The 23,296-nt window shown below is 73.0% G+C and carries 25 protein-coding genes; 6 read left to right on the forward strand and 19 right to left on the reverse strand.

Going from position 1 to position 23,296, the window contains the following annotated elements:
- Positions 1 to 221: 221 nt before the first annotated feature.
- The 3 genes from OG417_RS41480 to OG417_RS41490 all read right to left on the reverse strand — a co-directional run bounded on the left by OG417_RS41480 (position 222) and on the right by OG417_RS41490 (position 4,370).
- A complete protein-coding gene (locus tag OG417_RS41480; RefSeq protein WP_329241037.1) occupies positions 222 to 1,928 on the reverse strand; it encodes a glycerol-3-phosphate dehydrogenase/oxidase in 1,707 nt (568 codons plus the stop codon).
- Positions 1,929 to 1,991: 63 nt separating this feature from the next.
- Positions 1,992 to 3,509 carry a glycerol kinase GlpK gene (gene glpK, locus OG417_RS41485; RefSeq protein ID WP_329241038.1) on the reverse strand — a complete coding sequence of 506 codons (1,518 nt, stop codon included), beginning with the start codon at positions 3,507 to 3,509 and terminating at the stop codon, positions 1,992 to 1,994.
- Positions 3,510 to 3,539: 30 nt separating this feature from the next.
- Entirely contained in the window at positions 3,540 to 4,370 is an 831-nt protein-coding gene (locus tag OG417_RS41490; protein ID WP_329241041.1) for an MIP/aquaporin family protein, read from the reverse strand.
- Positions 4,371 to 4,664: 294 nt separating this feature from the next.
- Between OG417_RS41490 and OG417_RS41495 the strand changes: the two genes are divergently transcribed.
- Entirely contained in the window at positions 4,665 to 5,423 is a 759-nt protein-coding gene (locus OG417_RS41495) for an IclR family transcriptional regulator (RefSeq protein ID WP_329241044.1), read from the forward strand.
- A 22-nt stretch (positions 5,424 to 5,445) separates the two neighbouring features.
- Positions 5,446 to 6,954 (forward strand): glycerol kinase GlpK, encoded by a 1,509-nt coding sequence (glpK, locus tag OG417_RS41500; protein WP_329241046.1) that lies wholly within the window; start codon positions 5,446 to 5,448, stop codon positions 6,952 to 6,954.
- Between the two features lie 27 nt (positions 6,955 to 6,981).
- Here glpK (OG417_RS41500) and OG417_RS41505 read toward each other — a convergent pair whose 3' ends face one another.
- Positions 6,982 to 8,151 (reverse strand): PP2C family protein-serine/threonine phosphatase, encoded by a 1,170-nt coding sequence (locus tag OG417_RS41505; protein ID WP_329241049.1) that lies wholly within the window; start codon positions 8,149 to 8,151, stop codon positions 6,982 to 6,984.
- 111 nt (positions 8,152 to 8,262) lie between these two features.
- On the opposite strand from OG417_RS41505, the gene OG417_RS41510 reads away from it, so the two are divergent.
- On the forward strand, positions 8,263 to 8,751 hold the full coding sequence (locus tag OG417_RS41510; protein WP_329241052.1) for a MarR family winged helix-turn-helix transcriptional regulator: 489 nt from the start codon (positions 8,263 to 8,265) through the stop codon (positions 8,749 to 8,751).
- Between the two features lie 37 nt (positions 8,752 to 8,788).
- On the opposite strand, the gene OG417_RS41515 is transcribed toward OG417_RS41510, so the two are convergent.
- The 6 genes from OG417_RS41515 to OG417_RS41540 form a co-directional block, all read right to left on the reverse strand.
- Positions 8,789 to 10,492: a PP2C family protein-serine/threonine phosphatase gene (locus tag OG417_RS41515; RefSeq protein WP_329241054.1), complete on the reverse strand. Its 1,704-nt coding sequence runs from the start codon at positions 10,490 to 10,492 to the stop codon at positions 8,789 to 8,791.
- A complete protein-coding gene (locus OG417_RS41520) occupies positions 10,489 to 11,547 on the reverse strand; it encodes a SpoIIE family protein phosphatase (RefSeq protein WP_329241058.1) in 1,059 nt (352 codons plus the stop codon). Before OG417_RS41520 ends, OG417_RS41515 begins: the two co-directional genes overlap by 4 nt.
- Positions 11,544 to 11,972 carry an anti-sigma regulatory factor gene (locus OG417_RS41525; RefSeq protein WP_329241061.1) on the reverse strand — a complete coding sequence of 143 codons (429 nt, stop codon included), beginning with the start codon at positions 11,970 to 11,972 and terminating at the stop codon, positions 11,544 to 11,546. Before OG417_RS41525 ends, OG417_RS41520 begins: the two co-directional genes overlap by 4 nt.
- Positions 11,969 to 12,343 (reverse strand): STAS domain-containing protein, encoded by a 375-nt coding sequence (locus tag OG417_RS41530; RefSeq protein ID WP_329241064.1) that lies wholly within the window; start codon positions 12,341 to 12,343, stop codon positions 11,969 to 11,971. Before OG417_RS41530 ends, OG417_RS41525 begins: the two co-directional genes overlap by 4 nt.
- Positions 12,340 to 13,200 carry an STAS domain-containing protein gene (locus tag OG417_RS41535; RefSeq protein WP_329241067.1) on the reverse strand — a complete coding sequence of 287 codons (861 nt, stop codon included), beginning with the start codon at positions 13,198 to 13,200 and terminating at the stop codon, positions 12,340 to 12,342. Before OG417_RS41535 ends, OG417_RS41530 begins: the two co-directional genes overlap by 4 nt.
- Before the next feature lie 182 nt (positions 13,201 to 13,382).
- On the reverse strand, positions 13,383 to 13,814 hold the full coding sequence (locus OG417_RS41540; RefSeq protein ID WP_329241070.1) for a VanZ family protein: 432 nt from the start codon (positions 13,812 to 13,814) through the stop codon (positions 13,383 to 13,385).
- On the opposite strand from OG417_RS41540, the gene OG417_RS41545 reads away from it, so the two are divergent.
- The gene (locus OG417_RS41545) at positions 13,792 to 14,028 is read left to right on the forward strand and encodes a hypothetical protein (RefSeq protein ID WP_329241072.1); all 237 of its coding nucleotides are present in this window, start codon (positions 13,792 to 13,794) and stop codon (positions 14,026 to 14,028) included. The two genes, OG417_RS41540 and OG417_RS41545, sit on opposite strands and share 23 nt — an antisense overlap.
- A gap of 92 nt (positions 14,029 to 14,120) precedes the next feature.
- On the opposite strand, the gene OG417_RS41550 is transcribed toward OG417_RS41545, so the two are convergent.
- The 4 genes from OG417_RS41550 to OG417_RS41565 form a co-directional block, all read right to left on the reverse strand.
- Positions 14,121 to 14,384, reverse strand: a complete 264-nt coding sequence (locus OG417_RS41550; RefSeq protein ID WP_329241075.1) for a UBP-type zinc finger domain-containing protein — start codon at positions 14,382 to 14,384, stop codon at positions 14,121 to 14,123.
- A gap of 100 nt (positions 14,385 to 14,484) precedes the next feature.
- Complete coding sequence (locus OG417_RS41555) at positions 14,485 to 16,920, reverse strand: ABC transporter permease (RefSeq protein WP_329241078.1); 2,436 nt, start codon at positions 16,918 to 16,920, stop codon at positions 14,485 to 14,487.
- On the reverse strand, positions 16,920 to 17,681 hold the full coding sequence (locus tag OG417_RS41560; protein WP_329241081.1) for an ABC transporter ATP-binding protein: 762 nt from the start codon (positions 17,679 to 17,681) through the stop codon (positions 16,920 to 16,922). The genes OG417_RS41555 and OG417_RS41560 overlap by 1 nt, the downstream gene beginning before the upstream one ends.
- Before the next feature lie 47 nt (positions 17,682 to 17,728).
- The gene (locus tag OG417_RS41565) at positions 17,729 to 18,310 is read right to left on the reverse strand and encodes an ArsR/SmtB family transcription factor (protein ID WP_329241084.1); all 582 of its coding nucleotides are present in this window, start codon (positions 18,308 to 18,310) and stop codon (positions 17,729 to 17,731) included.
- Positions 18,311 to 18,418: 108 nt separating this feature from the next.
- On the opposite strand from OG417_RS41565, the gene OG417_RS41570 reads away from it, so the two are divergent.
- Positions 18,419 to 19,066, forward strand: coding sequence for an HAD family hydrolase (locus OG417_RS41570; RefSeq protein WP_329241087.1), 648 nt, complete (start codon positions 18,419 to 18,421; stop codon positions 19,064 to 19,066).
- Here OG417_RS41570 and OG417_RS41575 read toward each other — a convergent pair whose 3' ends face one another.
- From OG417_RS41575 to OG417_RS41585, 3 genes are all read right to left on the reverse strand, one after another.
- Positions 19,067 to 19,642 (reverse strand): hypothetical protein, encoded by a 576-nt coding sequence (locus tag OG417_RS41575; RefSeq protein WP_329241089.1) that lies wholly within the window; start codon positions 19,640 to 19,642, stop codon positions 19,067 to 19,069.
- 143 nt (positions 19,643 to 19,785) lie between these two features.
- Positions 19,786 to 19,980: a sigma factor-like helix-turn-helix DNA-binding protein gene (locus OG417_RS41580; protein WP_329241092.1), complete on the reverse strand. Its 195-nt coding sequence runs from the start codon at positions 19,978 to 19,980 to the stop codon at positions 19,786 to 19,788.
- Between the two features lie 153 nt (positions 19,981 to 20,133).
- Entirely contained in the window at positions 20,134 to 20,649 is a 516-nt protein-coding gene (locus OG417_RS41585; RefSeq protein WP_329241095.1) for a MarR family winged helix-turn-helix transcriptional regulator, read from the reverse strand.
- A gap of 60 nt (positions 20,650 to 20,709) precedes the next feature.
- Here OG417_RS41585 and OG417_RS41590 point away from each other — a divergent pair, with 60 nt between their 5' ends.
- On the forward strand, positions 20,710 to 21,978 hold the full coding sequence (locus tag OG417_RS41590; RefSeq protein ID WP_329241098.1) for an amidohydrolase family protein: 1,269 nt from the start codon (positions 20,710 to 20,712) through the stop codon (positions 21,976 to 21,978).
- Here the strand turns inward: OG417_RS41590 and OG417_RS41595 are convergent, their stop codons facing one another.
- Both OG417_RS41595 and OG417_RS41600 read right to left on the reverse strand, forming a co-directional pair.
- Positions 21,979 to 22,956 (reverse strand): helix-turn-helix transcriptional regulator, encoded by a 978-nt coding sequence (locus OG417_RS41595; RefSeq protein WP_329241101.1) that lies wholly within the window; start codon positions 22,954 to 22,956, stop codon positions 21,979 to 21,981.
- Positions 22,953 to 23,078 (reverse strand): hypothetical protein, encoded by a 126-nt coding sequence (locus OG417_RS41600; RefSeq protein WP_329241104.1) that lies wholly within the window; start codon positions 23,076 to 23,078, stop codon positions 22,953 to 22,955. Before OG417_RS41600 ends, OG417_RS41595 begins: the two co-directional genes overlap by 4 nt.
- Between the last annotated feature and the right edge of the window lie 218 nt (positions 23,079 to 23,296).

A 23,296-nucleotide genomic window follows, 5' to 3' on the forward strand; every position in this document is an offset into this window, starting at 1 on the left:
CCGACCAGCGCGAGGCCCCCAACCCCCCACCGGTACCGATCCATGACCGCCGCCTCACCTCGGACCACGGCCCTCACGCTCCGGTCCGCCGTCCCGGGGCCGGATCACCGGCCCCGGGACGGCCATGTGCGGAGCGCCGTCCGACCGCCCCGGCGGTCCCGGGGCAGGCGCCCCTCGGGTCAGAAGGCGCCGACTTCATGCGGTACGGCTCTCCGTCTTGATCAGGAGGCGGCCCGCTCGGTGAACAGGCCGGGAACCTCGCGGCGGGCGGCCGCCGCGGCGGCGTCGTCCGCCTCCCGGCGTGCGCGTCTCTCCGCCTCGACCTGCCGCAGGTAGTGGTCCGTCTCGCGTTTCACCGTCTCGTCGTCCCAGCCGAGGACCGGCGCGATGAGCCCGGCGATCTCCGGCGCGGCGGCGGTGCCCTGGTCCCACTCCTCGATCGCGGCCCGGGTCCGCCGCCGGAGCACGTCCTCCAGGTGCAGGGCGCCCTCGTGTGACGCCGCGTACACGGCCTCGGCCTTCAGATAGTCCCGGGCAGCGGTGATCGGCTCGCCGAGCGACGGTTCCCGCTCGATCAGCTCCAGAATCTCGTGAACGCACGAGCCGTACCGGTTCAGCAGGTGCTCGATGCGGGCGACGTGCAGGCCGCTGCGCCGGGCGAGCCGGTGGCGTTCGTTCCACAGCACCTCGTACCCGACCGCGCCGGTGAGCGGTACGCGGCCCGTCACGGAGGAGGGCACGGTGGTGGGCAGATCCTCGGCCGCGGCGTCGACCGCGTCCTCGGCCATCACCCGGTAGGTGGTGAACTTGCCGCCGGCGATCACGGTGAGGCCGGGCACCGGCTGGGCGACGCTGTGCTCGCGGGACAGCTTGGCCGTGTCGTCCGCGCCGCCGGACAGCAGCGGGCGCAACCCGGCGTACACCGCCTCGATGTCGTCGGGGCTCAGCGGGGTCCGCAGCACGGCGTTGACGTGGTCGAGCAGGTAGTCGACGTCGGCCTGGCTCGCGGCCGGCTCGTCCTTGTCCAGGTCCCAGGCGGTGTCGGTGGTCCCGATGATCCAGTGGCGGCCCCACGGGATCACGAACAGCACGCTCTTCTCGGTGCGCAGGATCAGGCCGGTGTCCAGCCGGATCCGGTCGCGTGGCACCAGGAAGTGGACGCCCTTGGAGGCCTTCACCGCGGGACCGCCGCGGGCGTTCGCCAGCCGGCCCGCCTCGTCGGTCCAGACGCCGGTCGCGTTGATGACGTGCCGGGCCCGGACCTGGATCTCCTGGTCGTTCTCCAGGTCGTGGACTCGCGCGCCGACGACGCGGTCCGCCTCCCGCAGGAAGCCGACGGCCTTGGCCCGGGTCACCACCGTGGCGCCGTAGCCGGCGGCCGTACGCGCCAGGGTCATGGTGAAGCGTGCGTCGTCGACCTGGGCGTCGAAGTACTGGATCGCGCCGACGAACGCGTCGCCGCGCAGCGCCGGCGCCACCCGCAGGGCGTGGCGGTGGCTCAGGTGGCGGTGGCGGGGCACCGCCCCGGCGCCGCCCATCGTGTCGTACAGCCCGATGCCCGCGCCGACGTAGAACCGCTCCCACATCCGGTGCTTGAGCGGGTACAGGAACGGCACGGGGTGGACGAGGTGGGGCGCGATCCTCGTCAGCAGCAGGGCGCGCTCCCGAAGCGCCTCGCGTACGAGATGGAAGTCGCGCTGCTCCAGATAGCGCAGGCCACCGTGGATCAGTTTGCTGGAGCGGCTGGAGGTGCCGGCCGCCCAGTCCGCGGCCTCGACCAGCGCCACGGACAGGCCGCGCGACACGGCGTCGAGCGCTGCGCCCGCGCCCACCACGCCGCCGCCCACGACCAGCACGTCGAACTCTTGGTCCGCCAGCTCGCGCACGGCGCGTGCGCGATCCGCCGGTCCCAGGGATGCGGGTTTCATCGTCGGGCTCCTCAAGTCGGTTTTGAAAAGCGGGGCGCCACGCGGCGCCCCGCCCCGAACGGTTCAGTCCACGTCGACCCAGTCGAGGGTGCGGTCGACCGCCTTCTTCCACCCGGCGTAGCCGGCGGCGCGCTGGTCGTCGCTCCACCGCGGCTCCCAGCGCCTGTCCTCGTTCCAGTTCTGCTTGAGCTCTTCGGTGTCGCGCCAGAACCCGGTCGCCAGGCCCGCCGCGTACGCCGCGCCGAGCGCCGTGGTCTCGGCGACCACCGGCTTGGACACCGGCACGCCGAGGATGTCGGCCTGCAGCTCCATGCACAGCTCGTTCGCGGTCACGCCGCCGTCGACGCGCAGCACGTCGAGGGAGACGCCGGAGTCCTGCCGCATCGCCTCGACGACGTCGCGGGTCTGGTAGCAGATCGACTCGAGCGTGGCCCGCGCCAGGTGCGCGTTGGTGTTGTAGCGGGACAGGCCGACGATGGCGCCGCGGGCGTCGGACCGCCAGTACGGGGCGAACAGGCCGGAGAACGCGGGCACGAAGTAGACGCCGCCGTTGTCCTCGACCTGCCGGGCGAGCGTCTCGCTCTGCGAGGCGCCGGAGATGATCCCGAGCTGGTCGCGCAGCCACTGCACCGCCGACCCGGTCACCGCGATCGAGCCCTCCAGGGCGTAGACCGGGGCGTCGCCACCGAACTGGTAGCAGACCGTGGTCAGCAGCCCGCTCTTGGAGCGCACCAGCTCGTTGCCGGTGTTGAGCAGCAGGAAGTTGCCGGTGCCGTAGGTGTTCTTGGCCTCGCCGACGCCGAAGCAGACCTGCCCGACCGTCGCCGCCTGCTGGTCGCCGAGGTCGCCGGACAGCGGCACCTCGCCGCCGAACGGGCCGTTCGCCAGGGTCTTGCCGTAGAAGTCCGGGTTGGACGACGGCTTGATCTCCGGCAGCATCGAGCGCGGGACGCCGAAGAACGACAGGAGTTCGTCGTCCCAGTCGAGCGTCTCCAGGTTCATCAGCATCGTGCGGCTGGCGTTGGTCGGGTCGGTGACGTGCACGCCGCCGTTCACCCCGCCGGTGAGGTTCCACAGCAGCCACGTGTCGGTGTTGCCGAAGATCGCGTCGCCGGCCTCGGCCGCCTCGCGTACGCCGTCGACGTTCTCCAGGATCCACTGGATCTTGCCGCCGGAGAAGTACGTGGCCGGCGGGAGCCCGGCCTTGGTGCGGATGACGTCGCCCCGGCCGTCGCGGTCGAGCGCGGAGGCGATGCGGTCCGTACGGGTGTCCTGCCAGACGATCGCGTTGTAGTAGGGACGCCCGGTGCGGCGGTTCCACACGACGGCGGTCTCGCGCTGGTTGGTGATGCCGACCGCGGCCAGGTCGGCGGCGGTGAGGTCGGTCTTGTGGAGCGCGGTCTCGATCACCGAGCGGGTGCGCTCCCAGATCTCGACGGGGTTGTGCTCCACCCAGCCCGGCTGGGGCAGGATCTGCTCGTGCTCGAGCTGGTGCTTGCCCACCTCGTTGCCCGAGTGATCGAAGATCATGAAACGCGTGCTCGTGGTGCCCTGGTCAACGGCTCCGACGAAGTCGGCCATGGAAGGTCGCCTTTCTTCTGCTGGGGGAACTCAGGCGTGCTCGAGTTCCGGGTCGTTCGGGGTACGCCCGGGCTCCTCCGGACCCTCGGCGGGAAGGAACCGCCCGACCAGCACCTTGTACAGGCCCGCGCCGACCACGGCGCCGATGATCGGGCCGACGATGGGCACCCAGAAGTACAGGTCGCCGTACTGGTCGCGGAACGCGCCGCCGTACCCGGTGAAGAACGAGGCCAGCCGCGGTCCGAAGTCACGCGCCGGGTTGATCGCGTAGCCCGCGTCCGTGCCGAAGGCCATGCCGATCGCCACCACGATCAGGCCGATGATGAACGGTGCCAGGTTGGCGGCGGGCGCGGTGTTGCGCAGGTCGGTCACGGCGAGGATCAGGAACAGCAGGATCGCGGTGCCGATCACCTGGTCACGGAAGGCGCCCCAGGTGTGCACGGGAAGCGCGCCGTTGCCCGGCAGGGTGGAGAAGACGAACTGGCTCTTGATCGTGTGCCCCGGGTCGAACTTGGCGAGCACCTCGGTGTAGTTCCACCGCACGATGAGCGCGGCCACGAAGGCCCCCAGGAACTGGGCGATCGAGTAGGGCACCACCTTGCGCCAGGAGAAGCCCTGGAACACGGCCAGCGCGACGGTGACGGCGGGATTCAGGTGGGCGCCGCTGATCCGCGCCGCGACGTACACGCCGAACGTGACGCCGAGCCCCCACGCCCACGCGATGCTGTTGTGATCGCCCAGGCCGGTGGTGGCCACGACCTGCGCGACGACGCCGACCCCGAACAAGATGAGAATCAGCGTCCCTGCGAACTCCGCGGCCAGCTCACCGGCCAGCCCATGATTCTTCAGTCGCTCTGCCACGTCTCCTCCTTGAATACGACACCCGGTCCGGGCGTCATGAGGCCCCGTGCGTGGAGGGCGGCCCCGGACGGGACCGCGCCTCTCACGGCTGACCGGACGGTAAGTCGGAGCAGGCGGAGGGTCAACAGACATGTGCCGACATTGTCGAACGGCGCCCTGCGTTGCCAGCTCCGGACGATCTCCGAGGGTGTTTCGGGGTGACGTGGGTCACTACGAGGGGCGTTCGAGCGATTACAGAGCCTGGACAATGTCGACATTGTCGAATAAGTGACGACATGGCGTATCATCCGCCTCGTGCCCGGTCCGGTTCAGTCGATAGAGCGCGCGGCGGCGATCCTCCGCCTGCTCGCGCGCGGCTCCGGCCGGCTCGGGGTGAGTGAGATCGCGGGCTCGCTCGGCCTGGCCCGCGGCACCGCTCACGGCATCCTGCGCACCCTTCAGGGCGTCGGCTTCGTCGAGCAGGACGAGGAGACCGGCAAGTACCGGCTCGGCGCCGCGCTGCTGCACCTGGGCACGAGCTACCTCGATGTGAACGAGCTGCGGTCCCGCGCGATCAACTGGGCGGACGCGCTCGCGGCGCGCAGCGGCGAGGCCGTGCGCATCGGCACGCCGCTCGACGGCAAGGTGCTCGTCGTCCACCACGTCTTCCGGCCCGACGACACCCTGCAGACCCTCGACGTCGGCGCGCTCCTGCCCGCCCACGCGACGGCGCTGGGCAAGGTGCTGCTGGCCTACGGGGCGGCTGCCGCACTGCACGGCGAGCTCGAACCGTTCACCCGGCGTACCACGACCGTTCCCCGCGAGCTCGCCCGCATGCTGGCCGAGGTCCGTGACATGGGATGGGCCGCCGAAGTCGAGGAGATGACGGTCGGGGAGGCGGGCGTCGCCGCTCCCATCCGAGGTCAGGGAGGCCTGGTCGTCGGCGCCATGGGCATCACCGGCGCGGTCGAACGGATCTGTGGCCCCGGGGGACGGCCGAAACCGACGCTGGTGACCGGCGTACGCGACGCCGCGCGCGCGGTCTCCCGAGATCTCGGGGCCTCCCGCTGGTGAGGCCCGTGGAGGTGGGGACGCGATGGTAGAGCGCTACGTGATGGCGGTCGACCAGGGTACGACGTCCACGCGATGCATCCTCTTCGACCACGGCGGGCGCCTGGTGTCGGTGACGCAGCGCGAGCACAAGCAGCACTTTCCCCGGCCCGGCTGGGTCGAGCACGACGCGATGGAGATCTGGCGCAACCTCGAACGGATCGCCCCGGAGGCGGTCGCGCAGGCGGGGGCGACCCCCGACCAGGTCGCCGCCCTGGGCATCGCCAACCAGCGCGAGACCACGGTGATGTGGGACCGGCACACCGGCCGGCCGATCGGCCACGCGATCGTGTGGCAGGACACGCGCACCGACCGCCTCGTCGACGAGCTGGCCGCGCACCCGCGGGCCGACATCGTCCGCGAGCGCTGCGGGCTGCCCCTGGCGACCTACTTCTCCGCCCCGCGCATCCGCTGGATGCTCGACAACCGCCCCGGCCTGCGCGAACGCGCCGAACGCGGCGACGTGTTCTTCGGGACGATGGAGAGCTGGCTGATCTGGAACCTCACCGGCGGTCCCGACGGCGGCCTGCACGTCACCGACGTCACCAACGCGAGCCGTACGCTCCTGATGAACCTCACGACGCTCGACTGGGACGACGAGCTGCTGGACTTCTTCGGCGTGCCGCGGGCGATGCTGCCGCGGATCCGACCCTCGACCGAGACGTACGGCCCGGCGCGGCGTGTGCTGCCCGGCGTGCGCATCGCCGCCGCGCTCGGCGACCAGCAGGCGGCGCTGTTCGGGCAGACCTGCTTCGCCCCCGGCGAGGCCAAGTGCACGTACGGCACGGGCGCGTTCCTGCTGCTCAACACCGGCAACGAGCCGGTCCGCTCGGCGCACGGCCTGCTCACGACGGTGGGGTACCAGATCGGCTCGGAGCCGGCCGTCTACGCGCTCGAGGGGTCCATCGCGATCACCGGCGCGCTCGTGCAGTGGTTCCGCGACGGGCTCGGCATCATCGGCAGCGCCCCGGAGATCGAGACGCTCGCGCGCACGGTGGACGACAACGGCGGCTGCTACATCGTGCCCGCCTTCTCCGGGCTGTTCACGCCGTACTGGCGCAGCGAGGCCCGCGGCATCATCGTCGGCCTGACCTCCTACATCACCAAGGGACACCTGGCCCGGGCGGTGCTGGAGGCCACCGGCTGGCAGACCCGCGAGGTGGTCGACGCGATGAACGCCGACTCCGGCCTGGCGCTCAAGGCGCTCAAGGTGGACGGCGGCATGACCGCCGACAACCTGCTCATGCAGTTCATCTCCGACGTCCTCAACGTGCCGGTGATCCGGCCGATGGCCGCCGAGACCGTCTCGCTCGGCGCCGCGTACGCCGCCGGGCTCGCGGTCGGCTACTGGCCCGACCTGGAGGGGCTGCGGCGCAACTGGCACCGTGCCGCCCAGTGGCTCCCGGCGATGGACCCCGCGCGCCGCGAGGTGGAGTACGACAACTGGCACCGGGCCGTGGAACGCACCTTCGACTGGATCAAGCCGGAGAGCTGACGGGGTCGCGGACGCCGGCGCTCTCGGTCACCGGCCGGCGGCCCGGCCCTTCCAGTCGAGGCAGAGCACGACCGCGTCGTCGGCGAGTTCGGCCCCGCGGTGGTAGTCGAGCAGGCCGCGGGTGAGCGTGCGCACCGCCTCCGACGGGCTCTGCAGCTGTGTCTGGCGCAGCGCGGCGGCCAGCGCCGAGGCCCCGTACGCCTCACCGCGCGGCGAGCGGGCGGTGTGGAAGCCGTCGCTGAAGATGACGAGGCGGTCGCCGCTCTCGATGGCGAACTCCTGCTCGGTGTAGCGCGTGTCGTCGAACATGCCGAGGGGAAGCTGCGCCTCCAGCCCGACCGGCTCGACCGTGCCGTTCCGCATCCGGAAGATCTTCGGTGACCCGGCGTCGACGGCGCCGACCCGGCCCGTCGCCACGTCGAACCGCAGCAGGAGCGTGGAGACGTGACGCCGCCCGTGGTGCTGGTTGAAGATCGTCTCGTTGGCGAGCGTCGCCTGGTCGACGAGGTCGGCCCCGGACCGGCGGGCGTTGCGCAGGGCGCCGACGGCCAGCTGCGTCAGCAGCGCCGCCTCCGCGCCCCGTCCCATGCCGTTGGTCACGGACACGGTCAGGTGCTCGGCCGCGGTCGACCAGTCGAAGTTGTCGCCCCAGATCGCGTAGGCGGGCTCGAGCTGCCCGGCGAGATGGTATTCGTCGGTCACGCACGAACGTCCGGGCAGCAGCTCCCACTGGATCTCCGCGGCGAGGGTGAGCCGGGTGCGCCGCCGGGCACGCCGGAAGACGTCGGTGCCCGCGTCGGCGATCTTCAGCGCGCGGGCCACCACGCCGGCGACCGCGCGCAGCTCCTCGCGCGTCGCGGCGTCCGGTTCGCCCGGCAGGGCGACCGTGAGGACGCCGCTGCGGTCGCCCCACACCGCAAGCGGCAGATGGACCTCCCAGGCGCCGCCGTCCTCGGACTTGGAAGTCACCGGCTCCTGCGCGGCGAACGCGCGCCCGGCCGACGTGCCGTCCATGGGGAACGCCGGCCGCCCGGAGACCACGGGGACGAGGAAGTCGAGCCGGTAGTCCGCGAGGAGCAGGTCCACGGAGGCCGCTCCGTAGGCCTGTTCGACCACGGTCGCCACGGTCCCCGCCAAGGCGTGTGGCAGCGCCTCCCAGATGGCGCGTTCGACGGTGCTCAGCTGGTCTTCGGACATGATCTCGTCTCGGTCGGTCGGGCGCACGCGCGCGGGGGCAGGTGTCTCGTGCGGCGCATGAGGAGTGACTGCACACGCGCGATGGGTGACAGGCGGGGTATGGTGGCGGATGTGGGTGATTCATCGCAGCTGTCACAAAGCGCTGCTGCGATCGATCTTGCGGCCGAGGCGCTCGTCCGGATCTGGACCGGTCCGCAGAACGCGCCCGGGGTGCCGGTGCCAGCGACCCAGCTGCGTGTTCTCTTCGTCGTGGAGCAGAACGGGGCCATCAATCTCAGTGGCCTGGCGAACGAGCTCGGTGCGCTCCTGTCGTCGGCCAGCAGGCTGTGTGACCGCCTGGAGGCCGCCGGGCTGATTGTACGTGAGTCCGGCCAGCAGTCCCGGCGCGAGATCGCGATCCGGCTGAGCCCCGACGGCGAGGCGCTCCTCGAGCGCGTACGCCGCGAGCGGCAGGATCAGATCACCAAGGTCCTCGCGCAGATGCCCGTGGGCGCCCGCCAGGCGCTGCTCACCGGCCTCACCGAGTTCCAGAACGCCGCCGGCGCGCGGTCGCGGCCCGGCACGCCCGGCTCGGAGCAGTCCTTCTCGATGCCCGCCTGACCGCGCCGGCCCGACCGACCGCCTCGGGCACCGTCGCTCAAGGATCGTCGGTCACCGCGTCCTCGTTCTCCGTCTCGCGGCGGGGGTCCTCCGGCCGCGGTCCGATCCGGAACATCAGCAGGCAGGTGTCGTCCTCGCGCACGCTGTCGTGCAGCATCTCGGACAGGACGCTGTCGGCGACGGCGTCCAGATCGCCGTCCGCCCGGCCGAGGGCGCGCGAAAGCCGGTCGATGCCGTCGCCGAGGGGCACGCCGCGCCGCTCGATGAGGCCGTCGGTGTAGAACAGCACGATCGAGCCGGGCTCGGGCCGGATGCCGAACTCCCGCAGGTCGGCGCCCTCCAGCGGCATGCCGAGCAGGAAGTCGTGGCCCTCCAGCACGGTGACCGTGCCGTCGGGCGCGCGGACCAGGGGCGGCGGGTGCCCGGCGTTGGACCAGCGCAGCAGGCCGTCGGGCGACACCTGGACGAGCACCGCGGTGGCCAGGTCGTCCGGTTGCAGGTGCGACAGCATGCGGTGCATGCGGGTGAGCACCTCACCGGGCCCGCCGGCGTCGACGGCGTACGCGCGCAGCGTGGTGCGCAGCTGCCCCATGAGGGCGGCGGCCTGCAGGCCGTGGCCCGTGACGTCGCCGACCCCGGCCACGATGTCGCCGTCCGGGCGCTCGAAGGCGTCGTACCAGTCGCCGCCGACGTTCAGACCCGCCTCCGCGGGCAGGTAGCGGGCGGTGAACCGGAGCCGCCCGGCCGCCGGCAGGTCGGTGAGCATGGCGCGCTGGAGGATCTCGGCGACGTCACGCTCGCGTTCGTAGCGCAGGGCGTTGTCGGTGGCGGCGGCGGCGAGCCGGGCCAGCTCGCCGAAGACCACGACGTCTTCGGCGCCGAAGGAGTCCTCCGGGGGCTCGGCGGCCAGCACGCCGAGCGTCACGCCGCGCGAGATCAGCGGGATGGCGAGGAGCTGCTGCCGGTCGAAGGTGGTGTCGACACCCGCGGCGGCCGGCTCGTCGCCCGGCGCGCAAGTGGCGTGCTGGGCCCGGCCGCTGGCGAAGGCCTTCTCCACCAGCGGTGGGGGGCGCTCGGCCCCGGCCGTGGGCGGGAGCGGCTCCAGCAGTCCGGGCTCGCGAGCCAGCCACGCGGTCATCGCGGACGCGTGGCGCGGGACGACGATGCCGCGCAGCCGGCCGAGGATCTGCTCGTGGTCGAGCGACTCGGACAGGACCGCGCCGGCGTGGGCGAGGAACGCCAGCCGGGCGCGCGAGGCCTCGGCCGCGGCGTGGGCCGCGCGCTCGGCGTCGAGCAGCCGGCGCTGCTGTTCGCCGGCGTGGCGGAGCCGTTCGGTGGTCTCGGCCAGCTCGGCGTGGAGCGCGAGCACGCCCTGGTTGGTCTGCTCCAGCTCCTGCCGGTGCCAGCCGAGGGCCTCGTGCTGTTCGATGATGAGGTCGAGCAGCGCGGTGCCGTCACCGTCGGCGTCGTCCTGGCGTCCGGCCCCGCCGTCGGCGGCGATCGGCGCCGTGGCCGTGCGGTCCGCTCCCCCGCCGCCGCCCACCGTCGCCCGCAGGTACGACTCACCGACGGTCAGCGTCAGCCGGCCGCCGGGGTGATGGTCGCGCACCGCCCGCGCGACCGTCGCGAGGAATCCGGGCCTCGCGTCGGCGGCGACGCCGAACCGGCTCATCGCCTCCGCGACGGCCGTCAGGGCGGCCGCCGGGTCGGTGACCGGCCCATGGTGGATCCGCTGGCTCATCGAGACCCATTCTCCGGTGCCGTGCGGACGACGACAACCGTGGCGTCGTCGTTGCCGCGCAGGGCGTCACGCCAGATCAGGGCCGCGAGGATCGCCGGATGATGGTGGTCGGCACGCGGATAGTCGGCGAGGTTCCACCGGCTCGTGATGCCGTCGGTGTGCAGGATGAGAACGGCGGGCGCCCGCCAGTCCGCCGAGACGACGCTGTGCGACCGGGTGCGGGTGGCGACCTGGGGACCGTGGCCGGCGCCGAGGATGCCGGGCCGTGAGACGAGCGCCTGATCGGTGCCGGGCCGGAACAGCCGCCCCGTGACGTTTCCCATGCCGGCGAAGCTCAGCCGGCGCGACCAGCCGTCGATCTGGGCGATCGCCGCGGCGGCGCCACGGGTGACCCGCAGGCCGAGGTCGATCTCGCTGAGCAGGCCGGCGGAGTCGAGGGCGGGTTGCCGTTCGAGCAGGTCCAGCGCCGCGCTCCGCGCCTCTGCCGCCTTGACGCCGTGGCCCAGGCCGTCGACGACGCCGACGGTCATGCGGTCGCCGTCCCAGGCCAGCCCGAAGCCGTCGCCGACCGCCGACTCGTCCGGGTGCGGAGAGATGAGGCCGCCGACCTCGACCGATCCGGCGGGTTGCGCCGCGGCCGGGCCGACGCGCGCCAGCGCGACGGTGCCCTGTCCGACCCGGCTGTAGAGGTCGAACTGCGCCGCCCCGCGCCGGCACGCTCCGAGCCCGGCTCCCAGCGATGAGCTCGTGGTGAAGCCGTCGGTCAGCGAGGCGGCCACGTCGGGGATGCCGGGGCCGCGGTCGACGGCGACGAGCTGCACCGCGCCCCGGCCGAAGACGTTGACGAGCAGCCGTCCGTCCACGGCGTGGCGCACGAGGTTGGTGGCCAGCTCGGTGGCGAGCAGTTCGCAGGTGGCGAGGTCGTTCGGGTCCAGGCCGGCGGCCAGCGCGGCGGCCGAGGCCGCGGCGGCGGCGCCGTGCACCTGGCTGTCGTCGGTCACGGCGACGTCCCACGCCTCGGTGACCATCACCCGTCCGGTCATGCGTTCGCTCATCGCGGCACCCTCTGGGCCGTACGCGACCAGGCGACCGCGGTCACGGTCGTGCCGCCGCCGGGCCTGCTGTCGATCGTGAACTCCTGTACCAGGCGGCGCGCGCCGCCCAGGCCCAGGCCCAGGCCGTTGCCGGTGCTGTAGCCGTCGGACAGCGCGGCGTCCACGTCGGCGATGCCCGGTCCGTCGTCGGTGAAGGTCAGCCGGATGGCACGGCCGCCGGAGTTCTCCACCACGGTGAGCTCCATGTGGCCGCCACCGCCGTGCACGAGCGTGTTGCGGGCGAGCTCGCTCGCGGCCGTGACGATCTTCGTCTGTTCGACCAGGCTGAAGCCCGCGGCGACCGCCGCCTCGCGTACGGCCTGACGTGCCCCGGCGATCTGCACGTCACTGCCGATCTCCAGCCTTGTCACCTCGTCCAGGCTCATCGACCGGCCTGTCCCTGGAACAGCGCCATCGCGTCTTCCAGCGAGCGCGCGGTCTCCAGCCCGCGCAGGCTGAGCCCCATCTCCACCAGCGTAATGGCCACGGAGGGACGCATCCCCGCCACCACCGTACGGCCCGCGAGCATGTTCGTCGCCGCCGCGATCTCCGACAGGACACGTGCGAGGAAGGAGTCGACGATCTCCACTCCGGAGATCTCGATGACCACACCGCGGGCGCCGGCGGCGGCCATCTCGGTGAGGTCGCTCTGGAGCGCGAGCGCGGACTCGTCGGTCAGCTCCTGTTGGATGGCGGCGATGAGGATCTCGCCCATGCGCAGGACCGAGACGCGCCCCGCGCCCGCCTCCGCGGTCACCCCTGCCCCACGACGACGGAGACGCCCGCCTTCTCCAGCGCCCACCCCAGGGCGTCGGCCAGCGTCGCCCGCGTGGAGATGTCACCCAGGTCGATGCCCAGCTGCACGATGGTCTGCGCGATCTGCGGCCGGATACCGCTGATGACGCACTCGGCGCCCATGAGGCGCACCGCCATCGCGGTCTTGAGCAGGTACTGCGCGACGACGGTGTCGACCATCGGCACGCCCGTGATGTCGAGGATCGCCATGTCGGCGTTCTGGTCGACGATGGCCTGCAGCAGCGTCTCCATCACCACCTGCGTGCGGGCGCTGTCGAGGGTGCCGATCAGCGGCACGGCGACCACCCGGTCCCACAGCTTGATGACCGGGGTGGAGAGTTCGAGGAGCTGCTGGCGCTGCCGGTCGATGATCTCGGCGCCCTCGCTCAGCGCGATCTCCATCACCACGACCCGCAGCGTGCCCATGAGCTCCACCGTCGCCAGCGGCACCGCGCCGTCGGCGCCGCCCGGCTCGCGGGCGACGATCTCGAGCACGGGACGCTTGAGGTCGGCGACCTCGGCGGTGATCTGCTGGAGGGTGGCGCCGGACCGGGTGCGCCCCGTGACCATCTGCGCCAGGTGCGGCCGGACGCGTTCGAAGCCGGGCGCGGAGGTGTCGTCGAGGCGCTCGTGGCGGGCGACCTCGGCCAGCACCTGCACGAGCCGGTGCGCCGCCGCCACGGCCGCGTCACGGCCGGTCGTGTAGACGTTGCGGAAGAGCGGGAGGTCCGCCCACTGCTGTGCCACCTGCTCGCCGCGCGTCTCCAGAACCTGCGCGACCGTCGCGGCCCCAGAGCCGTCTGAATCCACCGAAGTCACCCGTATTCTCCCTGGTTACCTGATCGAACCGACGGAGCCGGCGCCCCCGCGCCCGCCTGGCCCGGCCGTGCCGGACCGGCGGCGTCACCCGCCGGCCGTGCCCGGAACGGCCGCCCCGCATCCGGGGTCACGCAAAAGCTTGCCAAGCGACAATCGTATCGAATCGCCACCTACGACGCGCGTCAGGTCGCGCGGTGCGCCCAGCGTGCGACGCGCCGGCCGATCAGAAGGTAGGCCACGACCGCGCCCAACGTGTTGAGGATGACGTCGTCGGCGTCGAACGCGCGGCCGGCGATCACCGTGCCCTGCACGGTCTCGATGCAGAGCGAGACGAACCCGACCGTGAGGAGGATCCGCAGCGGGCCGCGGAAGCGGTTGGACAGGACCGGCAGCAGCACGCCGAGCGGCGCGAGCAGCACGATGTTGCCCCCGATCTCCAGCAGCGCGGCCTTGACGCTCGGCTGGTCGAGATAGAGCCGGAGCGTCTGCCCGGGGTGGGTGTTGTCGTGCACGTACCTGCCGGCGCCCGGCTCCGGCCGGAGCGTGAGCCGGCTGATCACCCAGGCGAAGGCCACGACGCCGGCGAGGCCCATGAGGATCCACAGACCGCGCACGAGGTACGACGAGAAGGATCGGGCGTTCTTCTTCCCGGGCCTCTTCCCGGGCTTCTTCGCGGGCGACGCCTTCTTCGCCGAGGAGTCGCCGCGGCGCCTGCCGGTGGACGGCATGGCCGTCTTTCTCGCCGGGGGCCTGGCTCTCTGGGACGAGTCCGTCTTCGACGCGGGCTTCCGGGACGCGGATGATGGCTTCGTCGTGGACACGACCTAGCAATCCCCAATCCCGGACGCCCTATCCGTCCCAGGCGCCCCCGGTTTCGCGTGATCCGTGCGTGCCGGTGGCGTTCTGACGGCCCGCGCCGGTCAGACGAAGGTCTCGTCCACGAAACACCAGCGCCAGTCCTCTCCCGGCTCGAAGGAGCGGACGACCGGGTGACCGGCCGTACCGGCGTGCGCCCGCGCGTGCCGGTTGGGCGAGGAGTCGCAGCAGCCGACGTGCCCGCAGGTCAGGCACTCGCGCAGGTGTACCCAGCGGGATCCGGTCCGCAGGCAGTCCTCGCAGCCGGCCGTGGTGGACGGGGTCACGCCGGAGGGCAGGGTGACCACGTGCGGGCAGGTCTCGGACATCGCGGACCGTCCTCATGCTCAGGCCGCCCGGGCGGGCGGCGGCGTTCGGTTCCAGCCTCTCACCACGCCCCGCCGCCGCACCACCGGGCCGTCCCGCCGGTCAGGTCTCCCGCGCGCCCAGCGCCTCCGGTGGGTGGACGGTCAGGGCGAGCCGGCCGGGTATCGCCGTGGCGAGCAGGGCCAGCACCGCCAGGGCCGCGACGACTCCCAGGTAGGCCGGCGGCGGGAACGCCGGCCGCGCCGATCCGGTCATCCCCGCGCCGTACGCCGACAGCGTGGCGAGCGCGATGGCGGTGCCCAGCACGACGCCGGTGAGGGTCGCGCTCAGCGTCTCCAGGTGGAGCATGCGGTGGATCTGCCGCTTGGTCGTGCCGACCATGCGGAGCAGCGCGAACTCCCGGGACCGTTCGGCGGTGGCCATCGCCAGCGTGTTGACGACCGCGATGGCGGTGAAGGCGATGATCAGGCCCATGATCACCAGGTTGACCTCGGTGCCGGGCCGCTGTCCGGCCGCCTGGGCGGCCGGCGCGATCCGCACCCCGGGGTAGCGCGCGACCGCCCGCCGCAGCGCGTCCGCCGAGCCTCCCGCGACGAGCACCTGCCGTGGCAGCGGGTCGTCGACGTGCGCCGCGACGACGTCGTACGGGAGGAGCACGTCGCCGAAGCCCAGCCCGCGATCGTAGACCGCGGCCACCCGCGCGCGCAGCGGTGTGCCGTCGCCGAGCGTGACGTTCAGCTCGGTGCCGAGCCGGGCGTGCATGTGCCCCGCCGCGTTCGCGCTGACCGCCACGCCGCCCCGGGCCAGTCCGTCGAGCGAGCCGGCGCGCACTCCCGGGTCGATCGTCTCGGTCAGTCCGGCCGGCGTGACGCCCTGTGCCGCGTACTTGCCCTGACCGACGCGGATCGAGGTGGGCACCATCGCGGTGACCGCGCGTACGCCGGGCAGCCTGCTCAGCTCCCCGGCGCCGGGGACCCGGCCCGCGAGGACGTGCCCGGCCCTGACCCCCGCGCTCGCCTGCCGGGTGGCCGCGTCGGCGACGGTGGCGGGGGCGAACAGGATCGTGCAGGTCATGCCGACCGCGAGGGTGAGCGGCGTGATGACCGAGGCGAGCCGGCGCGTGCCGGCCCGGCCGTTGGCGGCGGCCAGGTGACCGCTGACCCGCGACAGCCGGAGCGGTACGGCCAGCAGGGCCGTCGCGGCGCGGGCGAGCACCGGGCCGAGCAGCGCGACCGCGAACGCGCCGAGCACGACCGCGAGGAAGGTCACCGGGGTCGCGGCGGCCTCGACGTCGAGCGCGCGGAGCACGACCAGCAGCGTGACGTGCCCGGCGAGGACGGCCAGGCCGGCCAGGGTGCGCGCCACCGGAGGCCGGCGGCGTTCGACCGCCGCCTCGGCCAGTGCCTCGGCGGGCCGGATCCGTACGGTGCCGCGGGCGGACAGCCGCGCGGCGGCCCAGGCCGCGAGCACGGTGGCGACCAGGCCGGCGGCCATCGGGAACGGGCTGAGCACCAGCCCGAGGTTCGGTGGCATCACGCCGTGCCCGACGAACAGCGACCGCAGCCACCGGGCCACGAACAGGCCGCCGGCCGCGCCGGCCAGACCCGCGCCGGTCCCGACCAGCAGAGCCTCCCGGCCGATCATCTTGCGCACCTGCCGGGGCGTGGCGGCGATCGCCCGCAGCAGCGCCAGCTCACGCCGCCGCTGCTCGATCGTCAGCGTGAACGTGCCGACCACGACGAGGATCGCCACCAGCAGCGACGTGCCGCCGAGCGCGCCGCCCATGCTGACCAGCGTCACGCGCGCCTTCGACGCGTCGGCGAACTCCAGCGCCCCGCGAGACTCCCCGGTGTGGACCACGGCCGGGGTGCCGCGCAGGGCCGCGCGTACGGCGGAGACCGCGGAGGCGGGGAACACGCCGATCGCCGAGACCTGGCCCGGCCGCCCGGCCAGCCTCCGGGCCTCCTGCCCGGTGAAGAACAGGTTCTCCTGCCGGGGCGCCGCCTGGGCGGTGACCCCGACGACGCGGTAGGTCCCCGGGGCCTCGGTGGCCAGGACGCCGATCGTGTCCCCCGGCCGTACACCGGCGCGTGCGTCGGCCACGACCTCACCGGCGGTGCGCGGTGCCCGGCCCGCGGCGAGCGTGAACGGCGTGAGCGCCGCGGACTCCCAGGCGTGGCCCTGGGCCGTGCCGTGCGCGGTCTGGGCCGGGAAGGTCACCTCCGGGACCACCTTGGTCACGCCCGGCACCCGTGCGATCCGGTCCGCGACGTCCGCGGACAGCCACGCGCGTTCGGTGAGCGGCTTGGACTTGGTCTTGACCTTGTGCTTCTTGTGCTTGGTCCAGTGGACCTGCTGGTCGGCGCCGACCACGATCGGCGCGCCGGCGTAGCGTTCGGGGGCGATGCGGCCGCGCAGGCCGGTCTCCAGCAGCACCCCGCAGGCGGTGATGAGCGCGGCCGCGCACATGAGGGCGACGAACGCCCCGGCGAAGGCGCCCTTGCGGCTGCGCAGCGTGTGCCAGGCGAGGGACAGCATCAGACCCGCCCTCCCAATCCGGCCATGTGCTCGGCGACGAGGTCGGCCGAGGGCGCGTCCAGCGTGCCGGCGATCCGCCCGTCGGCCAGGAACAGGACGCGGTCCGCGTACCCGGCGGCGACGGGGTCGTGGGTGACGACCACGACGGTCTGCCCGAGAGCGTCGACGGCCTCGCGGAGCAGCGTGAGGACGTCGCGCCCGGTGGCGGTGTCCAGCGCGCCGGTCGGCTCGTCGCCGAAGATCACCTCGGGCCGGGTGACGAGCGCACGGGCGAGCGCGACCCGCTGCTGCTGCCCGCCGGACAGCTGCGCGGGGCGATGGCGGGTGCGGCCGGTCAGGCCCACACGAGCGATGATCTCCTCCAGCCACGCCCGGTCGGTCCGCGTGCCGGAGAGCCGCAGCGGCAGCTCGATGTTGCGCAGGACGTCGAGCGAGGGAACGAGGTTGAAGGCCTGGAAGACGAAGCCGACGCGGCTGCGGCGCAGCTCGGTGAGCCGTACCTCGCTCATGCCGGACAGGTCGGTGCCGCCCAGCAGCACCGTGCCGGAGGTGGGGGTGTCCAGGCCCGCGGCGCAGTGGAGGAAGGTCGACTTTCCGGAGCCCGACGGGCCCATGACCGCGGTGAACGTGCCTCGGGGGATGGTGATCGTCACGCCGTCGAGAGCGGTGACGGCGCCGGCGCCCTTTCCGTACACCTTGCGGACCGACGTCATCTGGACCGCGGCGGCGTCCGGCGTCGCGGATCTGTCTCGGCGCGGCATGGGCGCCTTCCTTTCGGGAGTGTGTTCGGTGAGCGGCGGGAACCGGCTCACTCGTCGTCGGGGTCGGGGTCGGGGTCGATCGCGGGGAAGGCGAGGAAGCGGGCGTAGACGGGCCGGGCGTCCTCCGGGATGTCTCCGGCGTCGCGCTTGAAGCGGTTGACGAGCCGGATGTACTCCTCGAAGAACTCGCGGACCTCGTCGAGCGTGAGGTGCAGGAGCGAGCGGGAGTACGGCGCGGCGTCCGCCCATTCGCCGAGCGACTCGCGCCGGGAGAGGAAGCGCGAGAACGCCTCGACGTCGGCGTCGAACGTCATGCGGTTCATCTGGTCGAGCGCGGCACGCACCTGCGGGCTCTGGCGGCTGCGCGGCGGGAACCGGCGGTCGCCCGGCACGGCGCGCCACCAGCGCTCCCGCCCATGGGCCTTGTCCGCGAGCTCCTCGACGAAGCCGTGCCTGGCCAGCTCGCGCAGGTGGTAGCTCGTGGCCCCGGTGTTGAGCCCCAGCGCACGGGCCAGCGACGCCGACGTGGCCGGGCCGTGCAGGGCGAGGTGCTCGAGCATCTTCTGCCGCCGGGGATGCGCGAGCGCCTTCAGCGCCTCGAGGTCGTTGATCTCCTGCGGTTCGGGCATGCTTGCACAATATTCTGTGCACAAGGAGTTGTGCAAACTATTCTGTGCACGCCCCCCGGGCGTTTATCCACTGGTGTCCGAGCCGCCGATCGCCCACACTTACCTGCCGTGGTGACTCTGCACGTCTTCGACATGGACGGCACGCTGCTCGAGGGAACGACGGCCAGCCTGCAGATCGCCCGGCACCTCGGATCCACGGAGGAGCTGGTCGAGCTGGAGGCGCGGTTCGCGGCCGGCGAGATCGACACCCGAGGTTTCGCGGCCGCCATCCACGAGCTGTGGCGAGAGCTGACGCCGTCGGCCGTCGCCGAGGTGTTCGCCGCCAGTCCCTGGCTGACCGGTATCCGCGAGGTCTGCGCGGACATCCGGGAGCGCGGTGAGCGGTGCGTGGTGATCACCATGTCGCCCGACTTCTTCGCGCGACACCTTCTCGACCTGGGCTTCGACGAGGTGGCGGCCTCGCGGTTCCCGGCGCTCCCCTTCCTGGAACCGCTCGACCCGGCGAAGATCCTCACCCCGGGCGACAAGGCCCGCATCGTGGAGGAGATGTGCGAGCGGTACGGCCTCGGCCGCTCACGCTGCGTGGCCTACGGCGACTCGATGTCGGATGCTCCGCTGTTCCGCCACCTGACCAAGACGGTCGCGGTGAACGCCGATCATCACCTCGCCGAGCTGGCCGCCGTCAGTTACCGCGGCAACGACCTGGCCGGCGCGTACGCGCTCGGCCGGGCCCTCCTCGCCCGCGACGCTTCCTGATCAATGCCCGACGCCGGCGTCATCCGGCCCCCGCTCGTTCAGGATCAGCTCCAGCCGGTCGAGCCTGCGGGCGAGGGCGCGGTTGTGCACCAGGACGCTCCCGATCAGAACGGCGAACAGACACTCGGTCACGACGGCGGACGCATCCGGATGCAGCAGCAGACCGGCGACGATCAGCAGCACCACCACGAGGGGGACCCAGGCCCGGCGCAGGCTCCGGCGGCGACGCCGGACCATCGCCAGCAGCGGCCCGTCGAGTGTGACGTCGGCGGGCGCCTCACCCCGGCGTGCCGCGCGGTCCAGCACCCGCCAGTCCTCCATCCGGACGATCCCGAGCGCGGCCCGCTCGTCGATGGCGGCCATGCGCGGGCCGACGTACGCCCCGAGGACGGCCATGACCAACGCGGCCGCAGCCTCCGTGACCAGTGATCTGGCCGACCACGGGTGGTACGGCCCGGCGACACCGGTGGCGCTCAGGGCCACGTAGAGCGTGAAGACCATGGCGAACAGGAAGGCGCACACGATCCAGCGTGGTGGGTCCGGACGCTCACGGTCGGCGTGCCCAGCGCTCTTCATCCCTCGATGATCGCGGCGAACCGCCGGGAAGAGCGCCGTATTCACCGGATCCGGCCACCGGACGACACGGCGCGACCGCCACACGGGCGGTCGCCGGACCGATCACCGGCGTGCCGCGCCTCCGGCGGCGGTGCGCTCGACGCTCAGGTCGCCATCTCGCGCTCTTCGAGCAGGATGTGCAGTGCCCGGAGCGCGTAGTAGATCCGGCTCTTCACTGTGCTCACCGGGATGCCTAAGGCATCCGCGGCCTCGTCGACCGTACGCCTCCGCATGACCGTCTCGGTCAGGACCTCGCGGTGCGCCCGCGAGAGTGCGTTCAGCGCTTCCGTGACCACCATCTGGCGCACGACGTCCTCCGATCCGCCGGCGGCCTTCCACTGGGAACAACGGCCGTCGCGCTCCGCGGGTTCACGCCCGGAGGGAACTCTCAGGATCCGCTTCGGCGAGGCGGCGGCGTCGCACCGGCCCGCGCGCCGGTCCCGGGCGGCCTCTCAGCGGACGGGCCGCCGGCCGACGATCGCGAGCACCTCGCGCAGGGCGTCGGCCGCGCCCCGTACGGCCTCGTCCGGCACGCCGGTGAGGACCTCCAGGTGGGCGCGGCCCGAGGCGCCGAGCGCCTTCGCGACGAGCTCGCGGCCCTCGTCGGTCAGACCGACCCAGCGGCTGCGGCCGTCGCCCGGGCTCGCCCCGCGCTCGACGTGGCCGCCCGCCTCCAGGCGCTGCAGGACGTTGCTGATCCCGCCCGAGGTCAGGAACAGCGACCGGGACAGCTCGCTCGGTTTGAGGCGGTACGGCGGGCCGACGCGGTTGAGCGCGGCGAGCACGTCGAACTCGGCGTAGGTCAGCCCCAGCTCGCCCAGTTCGGCACGCACGGCCTGCTCGAACAGGCCGCCGACGCGGGACAGGCGCTTGCCCAGCTCCAGGGCCGCGACGAGCCGGGGTGGCAGCTCGGCCGCCCATCCCGGCACGAGGGCGTCGACCTCGTCGCGGATGCCGTCGTCTCGCACGGGACCACGATACTGTTTTTCAATATAGCTTTCTAAAAAGCTTTTCATTAATGTACTGCCATGAACATCCTGCTGCGCGGCGCCTCCGCCGTGCTCGACACCGACCCGCTCCCCTCCGTCACCGGCCACACGGACGTGCTCGTCGAAGACGGCCTGATCTCCGCCGTCGGCACCGGCCTGGCCTCGCCGCCGGGCACGGAGGTCATCGACGCGACCGGGCGCATCGTCCTGCCGGGGTTCGTGGACACCCACCGGCACACCTGGCAGGCGACGATCCGCGCCATCGCGCCGGACATCTCCTTCTCCGGCTACCTGGAGCGCGTCCTCCGCGGGCTCGCGCCGCGTCACCGGCCCGAAGACGTGTACGCGGGCAACCTGGCCGGCGCGCTCGAATGCCTGAACGCGGGGATCACGACCCTGCTCGACTGGTCGCACGTCCAGTTCGGCCCCGCGCACACGGAGGCGACGGTCGCGGCGCTGCGCGCCTCCGGCATCCGGGCCGTCTTCGGCTACTGCTACGGAGGACCGGACGGTCCGGAGGGGCTGGCGGCGGAGGGCCGCCGCGTCCACCGCGCGTACGCCGGCGCCGACCCGCTGCTGACCATGGCGATCGCGGCCCTCGGCCCGGAGATCGCCGGCGAGGCGGTGGCCGCGCACGAGTGGCGGCTCGCCCGCGACCTCGGGCTGCCGGTGACCGTGCACATGGGCGGCCACGGCCGGGAGAGCGCCGAGCGCGGCCTGGCGTTCCTGCGCGAGAACGGCCTCTTCGGCCCGGGGATCACCTACGTCCACCCGAACCACTACACCGACGACGAACTGCGACGGATCGCCGACAGCGGCGGTACGGCGTCGGTGTCACCGCTGGTCGAGGTCGAACTCGGGATCGGCTACCCGGCGACGGGCCGGGCCCGCGCCGCCGGCGTGCCGACCGGCCTGAGCGCGGACACGGTGACGAGCGGGCCGGGTGACATGTTCGGCCTGATGCGGGCGGCGTACACGCTCGAACGCGCCCGCGGTTCGGACGTCACCACCCGCGACGTCCTGCGGATGGCCACCATCGAAGGGGCCGAGGTGGCGGGCCTGGGCGAGGTGACCGGGTCGCTGCGCGCGGGCAAGCAGGCCGACCTGGTGCTCGTCCGCGCCGACGCCCTCGCGACGGCGCCGGCGCACGACCCGGTCGGCGCGCTGGTCCTGTCCGCCGACACCGGTTGCGTCGACACCGTCCTGGTGGCGGGCCGCGTGGTCAAGCGCGACGGCCGGCTGCTCCACCACGACGTGCCCGCGATCCTGGCCTCGCTGCGGGAGTCGGCGGCCCACGTCGCGGCCTGATCAGCTGTGCAGCGTCGTCCGGGGCGTCTGGCCGTACGCCCGCCGGTACTCGGCGGCGAAGCGCCCGAAGTGGAGGAAGCCCCAGCGGGCGGCGATGGCGGTGACCGTGTCGCCGCGCGTGGGGTCCGCGCGCCGGAGGTCCTCGTGCGCGCGGGCCAGGCGTACCCGCCGCAGATAGGCGGTCGGCGTGGTGCCGCGGTGGCGCCGGAAGGCGTACTGCAGCGCACGGGGCGTGACGCGGGCCGCCTCGGCGATGTCTGCGACACCGATGTCGCGGTGGGCGTTCGCGTCGATGAACGCGATGGCGCGGCGCAGCATCGCGGGTGCGCCGTCGCCCCGGTCGCGCGGCTCGGGGGCGGGCACGATCGTGTTCGGGAAGGCGGTCAGGGCCGAGGCGGCCAGGAGCCGGGCGGCGTTGCCGACGATGAGCGGCTGCGCGGCGGCCTCGGCGTTGGTGAGCAGGCGTTCGGTGACGTACGCCGCCGTGCGCTTCCAGTTCTCGGCGGCCGCGGGCGTGGCCGGCCGGAAGTCGTCGAAGCGGAGAGGCCCCGGCGCCTCACCGTCCGGCGCACCGGCGACACTCCGGAGAAGGGACAGGTCGAGCGTCACCGTCTGCGCCTCCAGGCCGAGTGTCCGGAGCGAGTACGGCAGGTCGGGGCGGATGTTGACGTAGATCTCACCGGCGGCGAACCGCTCGCGCGAGCCCGCGGAGCGACGCTCGATCGCACCGGCGTCGATCCGGGTGACGATCAGCTTGCCCACGGCGTCCGCGTCGAAGTCGAGGTCGGCGGGCATGCGGAGCTCGTCGACCGTGAACGGCCCGGCGTCGATCCGGACGAACCGGAACCGGGGGCGTACGGCGGTGGGGGCCATGCGCAGGCCCGTCCCGTACGCGTCGGCCAGATACTCCCGGGCCGACTCCGGATCGGTCGTGACGAACTCCCCGCGCGTCGGCGGGGCGGTGGCCGGGTCGCTCATGACCGCGTGGACGCGATCCGCAGGGCGTGGTCGAGCGGCCGCCCGGGGCGTACGCCGACGGGAAGACGGCGCTCGGTGCGGGTGAAGCGTTCGACCGTCAGGTCGGGAACGCGGGCGGACATCGTCGGCCTCCGGGATCGAAGAAATCCCAGGCCGCTGCTTGACCCGTCGCGAGCCCCCGGCTCGCGCCCTCCGACTTTACTGCCCCCTGGTCCATTCGACGAACGCGCACGCCGCAGCGGTCCTCGCCGTGCGCGGCGACGTGGTCCGCGTCTCGGCGTGCTCGCACTCGGCGGAGGGTGCGTCGCCGAGTCCTCGGCTCCCTCGCCGCCGGCACTCA

Origin of the sequence: Actinoallomurus sp. NBC_01490, assembly GCF_036227085.1 — a bacterium.
In the GTDB taxonomy this organism is placed as follows: domain Bacteria; phylum Actinomycetota; class Actinomycetes; order Streptosporangiales; family Streptosporangiaceae; genus Actinoallomurus; species Actinoallomurus oryzae.

Coding starts and splice junctions, on each gene's coding strand:
- OG417_RS41480 (WP_329241037.1), bottom strand. CDS start 1,928: ATGAAACCCGCATCCCTGGGACCGGCGGATCGCGCACGCGCCGTGCGC.
- glpK (WP_329241038.1), bottom strand. CDS start 3,509: ATGGCCGACTTCGTCGGAGCCGTTGACCAGGGCACCACGAGCACGCGT.
- glpK (WP_329241046.1), top strand. CDS start 5,446: ATGGTAGAGCGCTACGTGATGGCGGTCGACCAGGGTACGACGTCCACG.
- OG417_RS41505 (WP_329241049.1), bottom strand. CDS start 8,151: ATGTCCGAAGACCAGCTGAGCACCGTCGAACGCGCCATCTGGGAGGCG.
- OG417_RS41515 (WP_329241054.1), bottom strand. CDS start 10,492: ATGAGCCAGCGGATCCACCATGGGCCGGTCACCGACCCGGCGGCCGCC.
- OG417_RS41520 (WP_329241058.1), bottom strand. CDS start 11,547: ATGAGCGAACGCATGACCGGACGGGTGATGGTCACCGAGGCGTGGGAC.
- OG417_RS41525 (WP_329241061.1), bottom strand. CDS start 11,972: ATGAGCCTGGACGAGGTGACAAGGCTGGAGATCGGCAGTGACGTGCAG.
- OG417_RS41545 (WP_329241072.1), top strand. CDS start 13,792: ATGAGGATCCACAGACCGCGCACGAGGTACGACGAGAAGGATCGGGCG.
- OG417_RS41550 (WP_329241075.1), bottom strand. CDS start 14,384: ATGTCCGAGACCTGCCCGCACGTGGTCACCCTGCCCTCCGGCGTGACC.
- OG417_RS41555 (WP_329241078.1), bottom strand. CDS start 16,920: ATGCTGTCCCTCGCCTGGCACACGCTGCGCAGCCGCAAGGGCGCCTTC.
- OG417_RS41560 (WP_329241081.1), bottom strand. CDS start 17,681: ATGCCGCGCCGAGACAGATCCGCGACGCCGGACGCCGCCGCGGTCCAG.
- OG417_RS41565 (WP_329241084.1), bottom strand. CDS start 18,310: ATGCCCGAACCGCAGGAGATCAACGACCTCGAGGCGCTGAAGGCGCTC.
- OG417_RS41575 (WP_329241089.1), bottom strand. CDS start 19,642: ATGAAGAGCGCTGGGCACGCCGACCGTGAGCGTCCGGACCCACCACGC.
- OG417_RS41580 (WP_329241092.1), bottom strand. CDS start 19,980: ATGGTGGTCACGGAAGCGCTGAACGCACTCTCGCGGGCGCACCGCGAG.
- OG417_RS41590 (WP_329241098.1), top strand. CDS start 20,710: ATGAACATCCTGCTGCGCGGCGCCTCCGCCGTGCTCGACACCGACCCG.
- OG417_RS41595 (WP_329241101.1), bottom strand. CDS start 22,956: ATGAGCGACCCGGCCACCGCCCCGCCGACGCGCGGGGAGTTCGTCACG.
- OG417_RS41600 (WP_329241104.1), bottom strand. CDS start 23,078: ATGTCCGCCCGCGTTCCCGACCTGACGGTCGAACGCTTCACCCGCACC.